The organism is Candidatus Vicinibacter proximus (assembly GCA_016713905.1).
Classification (GTDB): Bacteria; Bacteroidota; Bacteroidia; order Chitinophagales; family Saprospiraceae; genus Vicinibacter; species Vicinibacter proximus.
In genome coordinates this window covers 171380-189849 of sequence record JADJOE010000003.1, presented here as the reverse complement: position 1 = coordinate 189849, position 18470 = coordinate 171380, and the positions used below count along the sequence as shown (strand labels likewise).

The following is an 18470-nucleotide window of genomic DNA, read 5'->3' as shown; positions in this document are numbered from 1 at the left end:
ACACCTGGCATGATCAAATATATTTTTTTCCTAGTGTGTTACTTCTTTTTTGTAAGCTATCATCACGCTCAAGTTAAAACATACTGTAATCCAATAAATCTGGATTATGGGTATACGCCAATTCCAAATTTTACCAATTGGGGAAAACATCGCGCAACTGCAGATCCTGTGATATTAAATTATCAGGGCAGCTATTTTTTATTCAGCACAAATCAATGGGGATATTGGTGGAGCGATGACCTGACGGAATGGAATTTTATAGCCCGAAAATTTCTTCGTCCATGGAATACATCCTACGATGAATTATGTGCACCAGGTGTGGGCATCATTGGGGACACAATGATTGTTTTTGGATCAACATATACCAGTAATTTTACCCTTTGGATGAGTACTGATCCAAAAAAAAATGAATGGAAACCTCTGGTAGACAGTTTTGAAATTGGCGGATGGGATCCTGCATTTTTTACAGATGACGACGGCAAATTCTATATGTACAATGGTAGCAGCAATCGTTGGCCATTGTATGGCATCGAACTGGATCGCAAAACCTTTAAACCCATTGGCACAAGAAAAGAATTATACTTCCTGGAGTCGTGGAGATATGGCTGGCAAAGATTTGGAGAGCATCAGGACAATACTTTTCTGGACCCATTTATTGAAGGTGCTTTCATGACCAAACACCATGGAAAATATTATCTGCAATATGGTGCTCCTGGTACTGAATTTAGCGGCTACTCAGATGGCGTGGCAGTAGGAAATGAACCATTAGGCTGGTTCGGCAACCAATCCGATCCATTGAGTATGAAGTCCGGTGGTTTTGCACGCGGTGCTGGTCATGGCGCTACATTTAAGGATAACTTTGACAATTACTGGCATACATCCACCATAGCCATTTCTGTCAAAAATAATTTTGAACGACGCATTGGATTGTGGCCTGCAGGATTTGACAAAGATGATGTGATGTTTTGCAATACCGCATTCGGTGACTATCCGCATTATATACCGACAAAAGAAAATAAAAATCAAGCAGATTTATTCACAGGCTGGATGTTGCTCAACTACAACAAACCAGTGCGGGTATCTAGTACCTATGGGGCTCACTACCCTAACTTCGCAGTAGATGAAAACATCAAAACATACTGGAGTGCAATGACCGATCAACCCGGAGAATGGATCATTTCAGACCTAGGATCTGTTTCAGAGATATTTGCTTTACAGATTAATTATGCCGATCAGGATGTAGATTTTCTTGGTAAATCATCCGGTGTTTTTCATCAATACATCCTTTACGGTTCTGTAGATGGGAATAAATGGGAGATCATGGTGGATAAAAGAAATCATCGCAAAGACACACCACATGATTACTTGCAATTATCCAATCCAAAAAAATACCGTTATGTAAAACTCGAAAACCGAAAGATGCCTACAGGCAAATTTGCCCTTAGCGGATTTCGAATTTTTGGACATGCCGCAATTGCTAAACCTGAACCTGTAAAAAATTTTATGGTCTTGAGAACAGAAAAGGATAAACGTTCAGCATGGCTTAAATGGAATCCGGTAGACAATTCTTATGCGTATCAAATCCATTATGGTACTGCTCCGGACAAAAAATATACTTCCATCCTCGTCCATGACCAAAATGAATATTGGCTAAAAACACTCGATGCACTAAAAACATATTATTTCAGTATTGAAGCGTTAAATGAAGCTGGTGTTTCTCCGCAACATGAAGTGGTTAAATCTGAATAAATCATGGAATCTTTTGAATAATGGTCACAACATCTTTCCACATACGAACTTTACATTGATTTAAGTTTCTGACAAAATAAAACTGTGTAATTATACTTTCAATTCAAATTTATGTTCCAACAATTATTATCCCTTTTTAAATGGATTAATTTGGAAAAGCGTCCAATCCTAATCTGCTTTTTCTTAATTGGTCTTTTAACCATAAATGCGCAATCAAATGCCCATAAAAAGGAAAAGTTCATTAGTAACTTAATGAAAAAAATGACACTGGATGAAAAGATTGGACAATTGAATCTACTAACAGCTGGCTCAGGAATTCCTACCGGTTCGGTGGTGAGTAAAGACGTCGAACAAAAAATTATTCAAGGTAACGTTGGCGCTCTTTTTGGCATACACGGTCCAGATAAAATTCGCAAGGCTCAGGACCTTGCAGTAAAAAAATCCAGATTGGGGATTCCATTAATTTTTGGATCAGATGTGATACATGGATACCAGACCACCTTTCCTATTCCTCTTGGCATTGCCTCTTGCTGGGATATGAAATGGATTGAGAAAAGTGCAAGAATTGCCGCACAAGAGGCCTCCGCAAATGGAATCAATTGGACTTTTTCACCCATGGTGGACATTTGCAGGGACCCAAGATGGGGAAGAATTGCAGAGGGTGCAGGCGAAGATGCCTTTTATGGCAGTCAGGTAGCCAAGGCTATGGTGAAAGGCTATCAGGGTAATGACCTCGCTAAAAACAACACCATACTTTCTTGTGTCAAACATTTTGCATTGTACGGTGCATCTGAGGCCGGCAGAGATTACAATACTACAGACATGAGTAAAATCAGAATGTACTCTGATTATCTCCCACCATACAAAGCTGCGATTGATGCAGGCGCATCCAGTGTGATGACCTCATTTAATGATGTGGATGGTATTCCGGCCACAGGAAATAAATGGTTACTCACTGAACTTTTGCGCAATCAATGGAAGTTTGATGGTTTTGTTGTAAGTGACTATACTGCCCTTAATGAAATGTCGGATCATGGTTTGGGAGACTTAAAAAAAGTAACGGAACAAGCCATCAACGCAGGACTGGATATGGATATGGTTGGAGAAGGATTTTTGAAGCATCTCAAAAGTTTACTCCATGAAAAAAAAATAAGCAAACAGCAAATTGATCTGGCATGCAAAAGAATTTTAGAAGCAAAATATGCTTTAGGACTCTTTGATGATCCATTTCGTTACATTGATGAACATCGTGCCGCTATGGAAATTATGACTGTCGAAAACCGAAAATTTGCAAGAGACCTCGCTGCAAGATCCTGTGTGCTTTTGAAGAATCTAAACCATTTATTGCCCTTGGATAAAAAAGATAAAATTGCGTTGATTGGACCATTAGCCGACAATAAGAATAATATGTTAGGAACATGGGCTGTCTCAGGAGATCCTCAACAATCCATAACAGTTTATGAAGGAATGAAACAAAATGCAAGCTCTGCAGATAATATTGTTTATGCCAAAGGGGCTAATATATCGGATGATACCATATTGGCAAAAAATGTAAACGTTTTTGGAACCCGCATAGATATAGATCAGAAAAGTTCTGATCAAATGATTGAAGAAGCACTTAAAGTTGCTGCTTTCTCTGAAAAGATTGTGGCCATAATTGGTGAAGCATCGGAAATGAGTGGGGAATCTTCGAGCAGAACAAATCTCGAGCTCCCGGAAAGTCAAAAAAAATTGATTCGTGCATTAAAAAAAACCGGAAAACCTTTAATTCTTGTTCTGATGAGTGGCCGACCTCTGATACTGAATGAAGAGCATGATTTAGCAGATGCAATCCTATTGAGTTGGCACCCAGGAACTGAGGCTGGAAATGCCATTTCGGATGTTTTGTTTGGTGCGTATAATCCTTCTGGAAAATTAACCGTGAGCTTTCCCCGCAGTGTTGGGCAGATTCCCGTTTATTACAATCACAAAAATACGGGCAGACCAGCGACTAAAATCGAATTTGAAAAATTTAGATCGCACTATTTGGATGCATCCAATTTTCCACTTTTTCCTTTTGGGTTTGGTCTCAGTTATACAAAGTTCGAATATGGTGAACTTATTTTAAATCAAAAAATTATGACCAAATCAAATAGCTTAATAGTATCCTGCAAAATTACCAATTCCGGAGATTTCGATGGCGAAGAAATAGTTCAGCTCTACCTGAGAGATCTTGAAGCCTCAGTGACCAGACCTATTAAGGAACTAAAGGGTTTTGAAAAAATATTGCTTAAGAAAGGAGAATCCAAGGAAGTAAGTTTTACTTTAACAGAACAAGACCTGAAGTTTTTTAATGCCAAGCTTGAATATGTTGCCGAACCAGGTGATTTTAAAGTATTCATTGGTACAAATTCTGATTTATGTCGTGAAGCAAATTTTAGCTTTAGAAATGATTAAATTTATCACAAATCACCTGTTGAATTTTACTCAACCGAATTAAAACGTTACGGTATCCATGTGAATGGACTATCACAAAATTTGTACTTTGTACTTAATGGATCTTAAGGTCTTTAATTCAATGTTTTAGCGTAAAAATGGAGGCTTTACAATTTTGAAATGCCAAATTAGAATTCCCGACTTATGGTCCCAAATTTATGTAAAAATAGTATTACCTTCGGACTGAATTAGCTTTTTAAAGCATTGTAAATAAATTTAATTTTAGTCAACTTATCAACTTATTAAAATGAAAAAAATCTTGAATTTAATCCTTGTATTGGTCAGTAGTCTGACCCTCTCTTCCTTGAATGCCCAGCAGGATTGGGATTTTGAGTGGACACATCATAATATTATTTTCACCCTTGCAGAAGATTTCAAAGTGGTAACCAACACAGCAGATGAATTTACCGCCAAGGGAGATGGAATGGATTTTGGCATTTTTCCATTTAACGATAATTCAGTAGAACAAACGGATATGATTTCTTATACCCTTGCCATTGCAAAATCTTTGAATATGGAGCAATTGGACGATGTGGATGTCATTGAAATGAATGGACTTAAGGGATCCTATGTTGAGGGTTATAAAGATGGACAAAGAATAGTTACTCTGGGTTTTATTGATCCGGAATCTGCAACAAACTTTTTTGCTGTTATCACTTTTGCGGACAATGATGAAGTTGCCGAAAATGAAGCAGTAAGAATGATTACCAGCTTAAGAAAAAAATAGAATAAATATTCCAAGCATCTGCATATTATTTTCCGTCATGGATTTTAAATTGCAGGTGCTTATCTTCAATTTAAATAATACTTCTCATAATTGTAAAAGCATTTATTTATCGCTCTCCCCTCTACGCACTTAAATTAATAGTGTTAGGTAAATTATAAGAGTTGGGATTAAGTAGAAATTAAGCATCTTAAAAGTTGGATTAAATAGATTCCGGTACCTCATCCTATATTTATCGATTGAGAAATTCAGATCGGCCTTTTTCATTTTAGCTAAAACTGATTTAAAAAGCGTTAAGCACAAAATACTGTTTGAGCTCGCTTGAAGTTCAGCTAATATATTTGTGACAGTAAGGCCTAGCGCTATTATTTCTGCTTAAGGTGACTGACCGATTTCCACAGTGCGGAATGAAGCACGACAGTGCTTCAAGGGAAGGAACCGCGAAAGCGGCATGAGGAAATACTTGTATTTAACGAAACCACGGAAACTGAAATTCTTTGACTTGGAATAGAAATTCTAATGCATAGAATGGGTTTTTCAAGACAATAAAGAACAATGATAATAGGATGGAATTTAAGACAACTTTAGTGAATAACGGTTCCGCAAAACTGGTTTCTCCCCAAACTTTTTACTTGACCCATTTAATATTAACACAGCTCATTAGATAAATTCCATAACCAATAATGTCATATTCATTTATATTCCAAAATGAATTTTTACAACTTAGAAATTTTTTGAATCAGGTTGCACTTATAAACCCAAATCTAGATAGTTTCTATTTCTACATTTTGAGATCCTTGAGCTTTAATTTTGCTCAGAAATAGTAAAAAAAATACATTTCTCTTTTACCTGAATTTTAGTGCATTGACAGGTTTTATTTTGGCTACCAAATACGATGGAATCAGTAAGCTTGCACTAATGACTACAAAGAATATTAGATTTACAACCAGCCAAGTCCATGGATTCAGGCTAACCGGAGCATGATCGAGATAGTAATCTGCTTCACTGAGCTTGATCAACTTCCATTTCCATTGGATCAGACAAAGTCCAATACCTATAATATTACCAAAAAGCATTCCCTTCGTGAGAATCTTAATGCCATAACGCACAAAAACTTTGCGTTGGTCCCAGCTTCTCATCCCTAATGCACTTAGCAATCCAATCATGTGGGTTCGCTCCAAAATTAAAATCAATAAAGTAGTGGACATGTTGATGATGCAGACCAGTAAAATCAGGCCAATGATGAAACGCTTGTTGATATCTTGCAAAGAAAGCCACTCAAAAATATTTGGAAATTTTTCCCGAATAGTTTCTGAATACAGATTTGAAGGTAAAATTTCTTCATAAAGAAACATATTCAATGCTGAAACTTCTTGAATGTCTTGCGCAAAAACCTCAATGGCAGTAACTTCATCCGGTGACCATTGCAATACCTGTTGCAGCATCCGAATGTCTACCAATGCAAATTTTCGATCATATTCCTCTAATCCGGTGCGATAGGTTCCACAGACTTTCAGCTTTCTTTTGATTTGCTTTCCGTCTATGACAAAATTTGCGAGGATGCTTTGATCCGGTTTTAGGGACAACTTGAGCGCTGTTTGCTCAGATATCAGAATATCTCTGGAAAACAAACTATCTGATAATTCAGGTAGCCTGCCGGATTTAAGAAACTGACCTAAAAATGCCCAATCAAAATCCGCTTCTATCCCCTTTAAAAATAACCCGTCATATTGTGCATCTATACCTACTATAGCAGGCAGTACCACAAAAGATTCAAGTTTTCTGATGACATCAGAAGAAAGATCAGCTGAACTAAAATCAGCATTTTTTATAAGCGCCTTAATGCTGTCGCTGTGTTTAATTGCATACGGCTCAATGCTGCGGTTAACCTGCATATCCGTGATGTGGATGTGCCCCCAGAACCCAAATACCTTTTGTGCAATTAATTTTTGAAAACCTTCAAAAACAGATGATGATACAATGACCACCGACAGACTTAATGCTGTAGAGATCATGGCAATTCGGATGATGTTTCGAATCAGAGATTGATTGAAAGCTGAGTAGGTCCTGGTGGCTAAAAATCTGCTCAGATTCATCTAGGCAACCGGATTAAAGTTACATCAATTGCCAGAATGTGGCGGTCGGCTATAAGTCTGATTTCGATCAAAACAAGGTTGTATCTTTGCTGCTTAACACAAGTTTAGCAGAGATTATATGCAAAGGAAAGATTTTTTAGAGGAATTACGATGGAGAAATATGTTGCAGGACCACACGCCGGGATTGGAAGAATACCTCTCTTCAGGAATGGCTACGGCTTATATTGGGTTTGATCCAACAGCTGCGTCTCTCGGACTTGGGAATTATGTCCAGATTATGTTGTTAAGTCTTTTCCAACAAGCTGGGCATCAACCTATTGTTGTCATGGGTGGCGCCACTGGCCGGATTGGTGACCCATCGGGCAAAGATAAAGAACGTGAACTCAAGACAGAGGATGAGCTGGATCGCAACATTGCCACTCAGAAAGAGCAGTTTATGAAAATGTTGAATTTTACTGATGGTCCAAACAAAGCCATTATGGTCAACAATTATGATTTTTATAAAAACATGAATGTTTTGGAATTTCTGAGAAAAGTAGGCAAGAATTCCACCATAAACTATATGCTCGCAAAGGAATCCGTAAAACGACGCCTGGAAACCGGTATTTCCTATACTGAATTTACCTACCAGTTGCTCCAGGCGTATGACTACCATTGCTTGTATAAAGACTATAATTGCCGGCTCCAAATGGGTGGCTCCGATCAATGGGGTAACATCACCGCTGGAACAGATTACATACACAAAACCATCAAAGACGCTAAGGCTTATGCGGTAACCACTCCTTTACTGACCAAATCCGATGGTAAAAAATTTGGCAAATCGGAAGAAGGCAATATTTGGCTCGATGCCAACATGACCAGCCCTTATAAGTTTTATCAATTCTGGCTTAATTCTGATGATGCGGACATTTCAAAACTACTTAGGTATTTTAGTTTTAAAACCAAAGAAGAAATCGAAAATCTTGAATCCAAGAATAGCCAGGATCCGAGAATATTAAAACAAAGTCTTGCGGAAGAAATCACCATCCGAATCCATGGAAATGACAGTTTTCAACGTGTACTCCGTGTATCCGAATTATTGTTTGGAAGAGAAAGTAATGCTGAATTTTTACAATCCATGACGACAGAAGAATTGAATGATGTAAGTCGGGAAATTCCAAAATTTGAATTGAATCGGGAATCTTTGAATGGAGGCATAAACATTGTTAATCTGCTTACTGAATCATGCCCCGTTTTCTCCTCTAAGAGTGAAGCAAGAAGAGCTATCCAAAACAATGCTTTGAATTTAAATAAAGAAAAAATTACAGATCCGGAAACGATGGTCCAGAAACATCAATTGCTGAAGGATAAATTCCTGATGATCGAAAACGGTAAAAAAAATAAATTCATCATTGACTGCATCTAGAATGAATTTCTTATCCGGTGCATCGAGACAAAAAGACATTTATGTTAAAGGTACTGAAGGTATAAAACCTTTAATTCCTGTGGACTTCAGAACCCTGGAACAACTTGCTGAAAAAAAACTAAACCCAAAAGCTTTTGGTTACATCGCAACAGGAGCAGGATCGGAAAAAGGGATAAAAAATAATGCAGAGGCTTTTTCAAAATACACCATCATTCCCCGAATGGCGCATGGTGGAATCCTGCCTGATCTGAGCTCCGAACTATTTGGAAGAAAGCTTGAATCTCCTTTACTTTTTGCGCCAATTGGTGTGTTGGGCTTGGCTCATCCAAAGGGAGATCTTGAATTGGCCGCCGCAGCTTCAGCCAGTGGAATTCCAATGATTTTTTCTAACCAGGCATCTTATTCTATGGAATCCTGTGCTTCCCTACTCGCAGGCAATAATTATTGGTTCCAGCTTTATTTCAGCAAATCCAATGAACTGGTAGAAAGCTTCGTATCCCGCGCAGAGAATTGCGGATGTAAAGCACTTGTATTGACTTTAGATACCACCACTTTAGGATGGCGACAAAGGGACTTGAATCAAGCCTATCTTCCATTCATTCGTGGATTGGGCATTGCGCAATACACCTCAGATCCGGTGTTTAAAAAACTCATGCAGAAGGCAGATGTAACCGCAAATACAGGGACGCCCTTTAATCTGACCAAAATAATTCTGGCCCACCGGCTGATGACCCATTATCCGGAACCCTATTTTAGAAATTGGAAAACCAAAGACCCCATAAAAGCGGTAAGAACTTTTATCGATATTTACTCCAGACCCAATCTCAATTGGGAGGACATCCGTTGGTTGCGCTCTATTACTAAATTACCCATCCTACTCAAAGGTATTCTTCATCCGGAAGACGCAAGAATGGCAATAGACTCAGGAATAGATGGCCTGATTATTTCCAACCATGGCGGCAGACAAATAGATCAGGTTATTTCTTCATTGGACGCATTGAAAGAAATTAAGAAAACTGTCCCAATGGAATATCCTTTATTACTGGACAGTGGGATTCGTACCGGAACAGATATTTTTATAGCTATGGCACTGGGCGCAAAAGCCGTTCTTCTAGGCCGGCCTTATGTGTATGCACTGGCACTACATGGGAAAGCAGGTGTCCTGGAATATTGTCAGAACATTCTGGCAGAATTTGAAATCACGATGAGTCTGGTCGGCAGCAAAAGTCTCAAAGAAATAAATATTGATTTTTTAAGAGACAATTAGTTAAAGTCCTTCCATGTTATTTCGAAATCTGTAATTCATATTCACGATTTTACTATATTTGGTCTTTGTTGATTAGCATAAACATTTTTTATAATATATTGATATTGAGAGGGTCAGCAAAATTCAATTGTTAAAGTTCAGAATCCAGAAACGATTTGGCATAATATTCATGGTACAATTTGCATCTCAAAGTCTTAAAACTCTTATGAAGTCAGTAATTTCCATTTTTCTTCTACTTGGTTTGCTCCAATTTTCTGCACAGGCCCAGATTTGTGCCGACGCAGGCAGGGATAGTGTTGTTTGTGGATATACCTATGACCTTTTTGGGGCGCCAGCCGGAGGTTATTGGACTGCATTATGTAATCAAGCTGGTCAGCTTGTCAAAATGGACAGCATTTTTCCAGGCACTTCCAGGGTAACAGTAACCGGTTGCGGAGCATATCAATTCGTGTATCATGTAGATTTTCCCCCGTGTATATCCACGGATACTGTAGACCTGAAGTTTGAAAACCGATCTTTCAAATTACAGGAAGTAGAATACAACATTAGTCTTCAATATCCAAACATGGCCTGCCACCCCAGTCCGGATGATTCATGTGGTAACATTCGTATATTAAATGGGTTAATTGCACCATCGCCAATCTGGAAAATCAACATGACCGGCAGATGTGAATTATTTGAAGTCAGACAAACTCTGAGCGGAGTGGACTCAAGTAATTGTACTGTACAAAATATAAATCAGGATGTCAAAATAACCAGGGACACTTCCAAACTAAACTGGTCTACCAACCAACAAGCATTTCTAACACTGGATGCCAATGGCAAGGTGACCAGCAACAGATTTAATGCTTTTCTAAGTTTGATTACCCAAGCTCTTGTGGACGACATGAATCAAAAATGCAAACTGGAAAAATGTTTTGTAGACAATAGTTTCTGTAAAGACACTTTCACCATAGATACGGTAAGAACTTTAATTCCGGTGCACACCGGTGGAAACTGGTATTACAAAAATGGCAATACGTTTATCCGATTAGGGAATTCAAATTTGATCACCTTAAATCAAAAAGAATTTTATCTGAACATCACTCCGGACTCAAAATATTATGGCACTGAAAAAATTTCATTTGAGTTATTGAGTGTGAATGGCAATGGCGATCCGATTGATTTGCAGACCCGTGAAAGAATAAACTTCCAATGGAGGGAGGAATGGACTTATGACACCATAGATGTTTATGTTTATCGGGAAATCAGTGAAGACAATTGTTCCTGCAATGGCACCACAACTTATTCGGGGGACATCATCCTGCCACTTGCCCCAACTTATACCTGTCCTGAAATTAAAATGGTATTTGCGCCACCTGTTAAAGTTAAAATTCAGGGAAAAGACTATTTCTGTCAGGGCGACATTACAGATTTGGACGGCGGTCTGGGATTTAAAACCTACCAGTGGAACAACGGTATTACGGATCATGCGACCAGTTATCAACGTGCAGGACAGGCTATCTTAACCGTAAGTGATTCTTTTAATTGTTTTGCTTCAGACACTCTGAACCTAAGAGAAATTCCGGCACCTGTCCTCAACATCACGGCTGCAAGAAATATTCTTTGCAGAGGAGAATGTACTGAGTTGAGTCTGACCGTTGATTCTGTTTATGTAGTGGTATGGAATCAGCAAGACACCACAAGAGATCTGGTTGTTTGTCCCAATGTAACCAAAAAATATTCCGCAACCATCATATCACCAGAGGGCTGTAGAACCGATACATCTATAACCATTCAAGTCTTCAATGCTCCTGACCCCAGATTGGGATTAGACCAAAAGTTGACCTGCAGTATGAACAGCATCACATTGGATCCCGCCCGACCAGACACCGCGGACAAGCGCAGTTTTTATTGGGAAGGTCCAGGTATTACTTTTCTGAACAAAACCATTTTAAATCCGGTAATTTCTTTTCCGGGCACCTATGTTTTTACTGTTTTTGATTCACTGAGTGGTTGTCTTGGAAGAGATACCATGGAAGTATTGGATGATCGGATGGCGCCAATTGCAAAGGCAGGAAATGATAAAATTCTGGATTGCCTCAATACCTCTGTCCAATTGAATGGCGATTCCTCTCAGACCGGGGTAGGATTTAATTTTGAATGGTCCGGACCAAGCATCACACCGTTAAAAAAATTTCAGATCAATCCGGTGGTGGATTTACCGGGTAGCTATGTAATAAAAATAACAAACATTCTCAACGATTGCTTCTCCCTGGACACTGTTGTGGTTACTCAAAATATCTTATATCCGGTAGCAGATGCCGGGCTTGACAGAGTGATTCCCTGTGATTCTTTAGGTCTCACTTTAGGTGGAAGAACAACCTCAGTCGGTACCGTAATTGATTTGGTTTGGACTGGACCCGGAATCGATTCTCTGAATAAGAATTCAAGATCTCCTTTTGTCAAGTTGCCAGGTAAATATCAAATCATTGTCACCAATAATGTTTCACATTGTCAGGATACCGATGAAGTCATCATTAGCCTTCCGGACAGTTTGCCAAAATTGAGTTTAATCAAATCGTCGGATTTAGATTGTGACCACGATACGGTCCTCATTGATGCCGGTAAATCCACGGGGAAAAACCTAAAATATTTCTGGTCTGGTCCTGGTGTTAATAATGACAATAGAAATAAAAAATCCATCACGACGGATCTGGAAGGAAAGTATTATGTTTTGATCCGGGATACGGTGTACAATTGTGAAGCTTTTGACTCGATTGAAGTATTCAACAATGGCGGCAGACCTTTGGTAAATGCAGGCTTAAACAAAAACATCACTTGTGATTTTACAACCGTTACGCTGGACGGAAGCTATGCATTGGCGGACTCTGTTTCCAGTTTCACCTGGCGTGGTCCGGGTATCAATGCATCGAATGAAAATAATAAAAAACCGACGGTATCCATCGATGGCGTTTATATCCTTAAAGTAAAAGATCTGCGTACAGGTTGTGTTGCAGAAGATTCTGTTTTGGTAAATAAATTGTTTGTAAAACCTGTCCCGATTCTTGGCCCGGACAGAATATTGAATTGCAGAAAAGATACTTTGGACATCACTGCACAACTGCTTAACATGAAGACCGCCTATTCTTTTGTTTGGACAGGTCCAAACATCAATGCAAGCAATGAACGTAATGTAAGACAGATCATCAGAACTCCGGGTGTATACAATGGATTTATTACAACGCCTAATCCGGAATGCAATACTGCAGACACCATGGTGGTTACTATCGATACCATGCGCTATAACATAAATGCACCGGACACAGCATACTTCAGTTGCAACAACAGGGTATTCAATTTTTCAGTGACTGACTTTAGTCCATTTGATTCTATCGTTTGGGCGGATGTATTTAACAGAAGGGTTCCTTCATCGGATCTTGGACGTTCAGTGAGTTTTCTTTTTGAAGGAGAGTACCGCTATCTGACTTATCAAAAGAATGGTTGCTTTACCAGTGGCAAGGTTATCGTAAAACCCTACACCACCATTGTCGTAGATAAAATCGAAGTTAAAGCTTCCTGTCCTTCAGACCCTACAGGCAGTATAAGGGTTTTTATTAAACAAGGGGATAAACCGGTTACCTTCAGTATAGAAGGCAGTGCAAGGGATACCACATCCTTTTTCAGTCCGCTTCCACCGGCACCTTATATGATAAGAATTTATGACCGGTACAATTGCTTCCTCGACACTGTGGTAGGTGTTCCCGAACTTCAAGGATTACCAACTTTTCTGAATAATGGAATGGAGGAATTTTTAATCTGCAAAGACACGACGATAGACATCAGGGATACTTTGATTGCCAATAAATTTCCACCGGATCAGGCATCCTATCAGTGGCGGCGAGGAAATGTTAAAATAAATGATCTCCCAACAATTACCATTGATGCTCCAGACATTTATTCTGTCCTGATCGTCAATAAAAATGGTTGTGATTCCATTTTAATCCGTTACGATGTAAAACAGGATGAAAGTCTGGCAGAAAAGAAGGTTCAACTTCCCAACGTATTTACCCCAAATGGCGATAATGAAAATGATACTTACCGCCCTGTTTTTGATCCAAAGACGGAGTTTGAAATGGATGGATATTCCTTGAAAATATTTAACCGTTGGGGGCATATCATTTTTGAATCTGCTGACCCAAAGGAAAGCTGGGACGGTACCTACAAAGGGGATCAGGCTCCTGTGGAGACCTATATCGTGGTTTTTTCCGGAAGGTTAGACCTTTGCGGATCCATGAGGGAGGTAAGTCTTAAGTCAACCTTAAATCTTATCCGGTAACCAAATTTATATTTTTTGCGTTATATGTCTTAAAACCAGGTATGTTAAGTGAATCGGGCATGATTATTGCTTTATCATATCTTGATTTTATAATATATGTAACATATTTATGATCAGACAAGTAATAATTCTCATTCTTTGTACTGCGGCAGTTACTGCCTTCCTTACTTTAGGTGTTCATCACTTGATGTACCACAGACAAGATGATGCCCTGCTCAAGGAATGGAAATCTCAAAAGGTTAACCAAAGTCAATTGGAAAAACTGATCAAGTCGGATAGACTGCATACCAATCTGTTGTCCAGTGTTCCGACAGATTTCATTACTGCGGCTAAAGTCAGTACTCCTGCTGTTGTTTTTATCGAAAGCATTCAGGAAGATGGGGATCGCATGAGCATTACCAACAAAGGACTTGCTACCGGTTCGGGTGTGATCATTTCTCCGGATGGTTACATCGTAACTAATAATCACGTGGTCGAACATGCTGAAAAAATTCAGGTATTGCTGAACGACAACCGAGAATATGAAGCTACAGTAATCGGAACAGATCCTACCACTGACATTGCCCTGATAAAGATTGAAGATGCAGGTTTGCCCTACCTCTTGTTTGGCAACTCAGATTCCACAGCAATAGGCGAATGGGTTTTGGCAGTGGGAAATCCGTTTAAATTGCAATCTACCGTTACCGCCGGTATTGTTTCGGCTAAAGCCAGAAATATCAACATCCTCAACAATCAGCAATATCGTATTGAGTCGTTTATTCAGACTGATGCTGCCGTAAATCCTGGTAATTCGGGCGGTGCTCTAGTCAATACTGCCGGTGAACTCATCGGCATCAACACAGCCATCATGACCTATACAGGAAGATATGAGGGTTATTCATTTTCGATTCCATCCAATCTCGTCAGAAAAGTCATCGGAGATCTTCAGGAATTTGGTGTGGTGCAAAGAGGACTCCTTGGTGTGACCATTGAGAATGTGGATAATGCAAAAGCCAAACAATATGGATTGGACCGCGTGGCAGGTATTTTTATCTCCAATACTACTAAATCAGGTGCGGCAGAAGAGGCCGGACTCAGAGCGGAGGACATCATTTTGGAAGTCAATGGTTATAAAGTAGCCACGGTCTCCGAACTCCAGGAAATCATAGGAAGATTCAGACCGGGTACAGAAGTATCTCTATCCTTCTGGCGAAATAAATCAATGTTTACGGCCAAAGCCATCCTTAAAAATCAAATCAATTCCACAGAACTCATAGCCACCCGTAGAGATCCTGTATTGGTAAAACTGGGTTTTGAAGTACGCGATCTGAGTGAGGCAGAAATCACCGAACTTAAAACAGATGGCGTCAAGGTGCTCAACATTTACAGAGATGGCATTATTTATGGAACCAACATGGCTCCAAGTTATATCATCACTTCGGTGAATGGAAAGAAAATTCAATCTGTAGATGATCTTGTAGATTTGATCAACGGTTCTTCTTCTAAAGTAAGTTTCGATGGTTTTTATCAAAATTATAAAGGTCGCTATCCGTATAGTTTTTATAAAGAATAAACACCATCAAAACAAAATTTACTTCTCCTCCGTTTCGAAAAAAGTCTGAATGAATTTAAGTGAAAAGTCACTACCAAATAGACTAGCTCACGGTCGTTATTTTTTAAAAGTTTATACTTTTGTCCATCTCCTGAATGTGTTATAAATTATTTAAAACATGGGAGACACTTTTAACCTAAGCCAAACTTTATCCTCTAAGATCAATAAATTCGATAACACAATACTTTAAGACATGACAAAAATTCAATTACACCTGCTTGGATTCATCAGTATCCTGATTCTGTGGACTAGTTGTGCCTCTGTAACTGGTTTTCAGGATGGAAGAACCCTTGGAAAAGAAAAGATAGAGCTCAGCAGTTCGCTCAATTTTTCCAGAAGTCCAAAACTTGCAAACACAGACGATGGGGATTGGGATGATCTTGAAAATATTTTTTGGCCTAACGTTGAAGTAGGCGGGAGATATGGTGTTTTGGAGGATCTTGACATTAATTTTAGGTTTAATACTTCTGCCAATATTAGTGCCGGTGTAAAATATCAATTGTATGGAGGCAAAGATTCGCCGATTGCTTTTTCATTAGGTGGAGAAGTAGGTTCCATAGGATTTCTTGCGTTGTGGAATCTTCAGTTACCTGCATATTTTTCCTATCACCCATCAGAAAAAATTGCCTTGTATTTGAGCCCAAGATACATTTACCAATTCAGTTCCTATGTAGGCTCGGGGTATGGTATTAATTATCTTGGATTCAATACCGGTTTTTTGGTAGGCAAACGGAATAAATTTGGTTTAGATATTGGCTACTACAGTCTTGGTAATCGCTCTGCGTCCACCTGGATCGACCTCCTTCAAATCGGATTCGGCGGTCGTTTTATGCTGTTTGATAAAAAAAATTAATCCAACATTTCTTTGATAATCTTGCAAACGAATTTCTATTTTTCTTAGAAATGCATGCTATTGCTTTTTCAATTTATAAAATATAAAAATTGATCAAGCCACTCTCTTGCTGCGCATATACTAAATAGAAAAGCTGCGTTGTTTTTAAAAAATTGCGCAATGGTTTATCTTACTAAATGAAGAATTTGATCTCAAAAAATATACACCCTTATTTAATACCTTTGTCCCTGAAAGAAATCCTACGGGCATTTGCTTTAAATATCAAAAAACATGGATCCAAATTTCTATATCAACGAAGACGAAATGAAGATGAGCATCTCCAGGATGAACAAAGATCTGGAGAAAATATACCTCGGCGGCGGAGTGAAAAAACTGGAGGCACAGCGTGCTCAGGGTAAGATGACGGCACGAGAGCGAATCGCTTACTTAGTGGATAAAGAAACTGAAGTCCTTGAGATCGGTGCCTTTACCGGATATGAGATGTATGAAGAGCATGGTGGTTGTCCCGCAGGCGGGGTAATTGTAGTCCTAGGATATGTGCAAAAGAGATTGTGTGTGATTATCGCCAACGATGCTTCGGTGAAAGCCGGGGCATGGTTTCCCATAACTGGCAAAAAAAACCTTCGGGCTCAGGAGATAGCCATGGAAAACCGTCTACCGCTGATATATCTGGTGGACAGCGCGGGGGTCTATCTTCCCATGCAGGACGAAATCTTCCCGGATAAGGAGCATTTCGGTCGGATCTTTAGGAACAATGCTATAATCTCCAGTAGAGGCATACCACAGATTGCTGCAGTAATGGGCAGTTGTGTCGCTGGCGGAGCTTACTTACCCATCATGTCTGATGAATGCCTGATCGTGGAAAATACCGGGTCAATATTTTTGGCCGGGCCATATTTGGTAAAGGCGGCTATAGGGGAGGAAACAGATAATGAAACCCTCGGTGGTGCTAAAACGCACAACGAAATATCCGGCGTGACAGATTATAAAATGAAGGACGATACCGAATGTCTCGACACCATCAAAAAATTGGTGGACAAGATGGGGCATTTTCCCAGAACCGGATTTGACCGCAAAGAGGCGATTGCCCCTGTAAAGGACCCAACGGAAATCTTAGGATACTATCCTGTAGGTGGTCTAAAGCCATATGACATGCGTAAGGTGCTAGAATGCATCGTAGACGGTTCTGAACTGACAGAATACAAAGAACATTACGGCAAGACGATCATTTGTGCGTATGCAAGGATAAATGGTTGGGCGGTAGGTATCGTAGCTAACGACCGACAAGTATTCAAATCCGGAAAAGGAGAGATGCAAATGGGAGGTGTGATTTATTCTGACTCTGCGGACAAAGCAGCCAGATTTGTCATGAATTGCAACCAAAAAAGAATTCCGTTGGTATTCGTTCAGGATGTTACCGGGTTCATGGTAGGCACCCGATCAGAGCATGGCGGCATCATAAAGGATGGCGCTAAAATGGTGAATGCCGTTTCCAACAGTACAGTACCAAAATTTACAGTAATCATAGGAAATTCTTATGGAGCCGGCAATTATGCCATGTGTGGAAAAGCCTACGACCCAAGACTCATTGTTGCCTGGCCTAGTGCCAAAATCGCAGTTATGGGTGGCGGACAAGCAGCCAAGGTACTTACGCAAATTCAGGTGTCTGCTTTAAAGAGTAAAGGCCATCCTCCTGATGCGGAAGAAGAGAAAAAACTTTTTGAAACCACCAGTAAACGATACGAAAAACAAACTACTGCTTATTATGCTGCTGCCCGTTTATGGGTGGATGCCATCATCGATCCCAGAAAAACCCGTGAATGGATTGCTATGGGCATTGAGGCTGCCGACCATGCTCCGGTGGAGAAATATAACGTAGGCGTGATCCAGACCTGATTGGATTTAATTTTAAGTTTGTCATGAACAAAAACCTATGATATTCATTAGTTATCGACAATTGTTTATCGATGAATGAGAAATACAAGTCGATGT

10 protein-coding genes are annotated in these 18470 nt (G+C 39.5%); 9 read left to right on the top strand and 1 reads right to left on the bottom strand.

The window, feature by feature from the left end; translation table 11 throughout:
* The first annotated feature begins 9 nt into the window (after positions 1-9).
* From IPJ83_09385 to IPJ83_09375, 3 genes are all read left to right on the top strand, one after another.
* Positions 10-1749 (top strand): family 43 glycosylhydrolase, encoded by a 1740-nt coding sequence (locus IPJ83_09385; GenBank protein MBK7880748.1) that lies wholly within the window; start codon positions 10-12, stop codon positions 1747-1749.
* 111 nt (positions 1750-1860) lie between these two features.
* Positions 1861-4185: a beta-glucosidase BglX gene (bglX, locus tag IPJ83_09380; protein MBK7880747.1), complete on the top strand. Its 2325-nt coding sequence runs from the start codon at positions 1861-1863 to the stop codon at positions 4183-4185.
* Positions 4186-4471: 286 nt separating this feature from the next.
* Positions 4472-4951, top strand: a complete 480-nt coding sequence (locus tag IPJ83_09375; protein MBK7880746.1) for a hypothetical protein — start codon at positions 4472-4474, stop codon at positions 4949-4951.
* An 842-nt stretch (positions 4952-5793) separates the two neighbouring features.
* On the opposite strand, the gene IPJ83_09370 is transcribed toward IPJ83_09375, so the two are convergent.
* Positions 5794-7044, bottom strand: coding sequence for an ABC transporter permease (locus IPJ83_09370; GenBank protein MBK7880745.1), 1251 nt, complete (start codon positions 7042-7044; stop codon positions 5794-5796).
* A gap of 118 nt (positions 7045-7162) precedes the next feature.
* On the opposite strand from IPJ83_09370, the gene IPJ83_09365 reads away from it, so the two are divergent.
* The 6 genes from IPJ83_09365 to IPJ83_09340 all read left to right on the top strand — a co-directional run bounded on the left by IPJ83_09365 (position 7163) and on the right by IPJ83_09340 (position 18374).
* Positions 7163-8449 (top strand): tyrosine--tRNA ligase, encoded by a 1287-nt coding sequence (locus IPJ83_09365; GenBank protein ID MBK7880744.1) that lies wholly within the window; start codon positions 7163-7165, stop codon positions 8447-8449.
* Position 8450: 1 nt separating this feature from the next.
* On the top strand, positions 8451-9716 hold the full coding sequence (locus IPJ83_09360; GenBank protein MBK7880743.1) for an alpha-hydroxy-acid oxidizing protein: 1266 nt from the start codon (positions 8451-8453) through the stop codon (positions 9714-9716).
* Positions 9717-9921: 205 nt separating this feature from the next.
* Positions 9922-14034, top strand: coding sequence for a gliding motility-associated C-terminal domain-containing protein (locus tag IPJ83_09355; protein MBK7880742.1), 4113 nt, complete (start codon positions 9922-9924; stop codon positions 14032-14034).
* Positions 14035-14143: 109 nt separating this feature from the next.
* Positions 14144-15586 (top strand): trypsin-like peptidase domain-containing protein, encoded by a 1443-nt coding sequence (locus IPJ83_09350; GenBank protein MBK7880741.1) that lies wholly within the window; start codon positions 14144-14146, stop codon positions 15584-15586.
* A 232-nt stretch (positions 15587-15818) separates the two neighbouring features.
* On the top strand, positions 15819-16478 hold the full coding sequence (locus IPJ83_09345) for a hypothetical protein (protein MBK7880740.1): 660 nt from the start codon (positions 15819-15821) through the stop codon (positions 16476-16478).
* Positions 16479-16748: 270 nt separating this feature from the next.
* Complete coding sequence (locus IPJ83_09340) at positions 16749-18374, top strand: acyl-CoA carboxylase subunit beta (protein MBK7880739.1); 1626 nt, start codon at positions 16749-16751, stop codon at positions 18372-18374.
* Positions 18375-18470: the final 96 nt, after the last annotated feature.

Bases quoted from the DNA above. Each gene is read 5' to 3' on its own strand.
- IPJ83_09385 (MBK7880748.1), top strand. From the start codon at position 10: ATGATCAAATATATTTTTTTCCTAGTGTGTTACTTCTTTTTTGTAAGC.
- bglX (MBK7880747.1), top strand. From the start codon at position 1,861: ATGTTCCAACAATTATTATCCCTTTTTAAATGGATTAATTTGGAAAAG.
- IPJ83_09375 (MBK7880746.1), top strand. From the start codon at position 4,472: ATGAAAAAAATCTTGAATTTAATCCTTGTATTGGTCAGTAGTCTGACC.
- IPJ83_09370 (MBK7880745.1), bottom strand. From the start codon at position 7,044: ATGAATCTGAGCAGATTTTTAGCCACCAGGACCTACTCAGCTTTCAAT.
- IPJ83_09365 (MBK7880744.1), top strand. From the start codon at position 7,163: ATGCAAAGGAAAGATTTTTTAGAGGAATTACGATGGAGAAATATGTTG.
- IPJ83_09360 (MBK7880743.1), top strand. From the start codon at position 8,451: ATGAATTTCTTATCCGGTGCATCGAGACAAAAAGACATTTATGTTAAA.
- IPJ83_09355 (MBK7880742.1), top strand. From the start codon at position 9,922: ATGAAGTCAGTAATTTCCATTTTTCTTCTACTTGGTTTGCTCCAATTT.
- IPJ83_09350 (MBK7880741.1), top strand. From the start codon at position 14,144: ATGATCAGACAAGTAATAATTCTCATTCTTTGTACTGCGGCAGTTACT.
- IPJ83_09345 (MBK7880740.1), top strand. From the start codon at position 15,819: ATGACAAAAATTCAATTACACCTGCTTGGATTCATCAGTATCCTGATT.
- IPJ83_09340 (MBK7880739.1), top strand. From the start codon at position 16,749: ATGGATCCAAATTTCTATATCAACGAAGACGAAATGAAGATGAGCATC.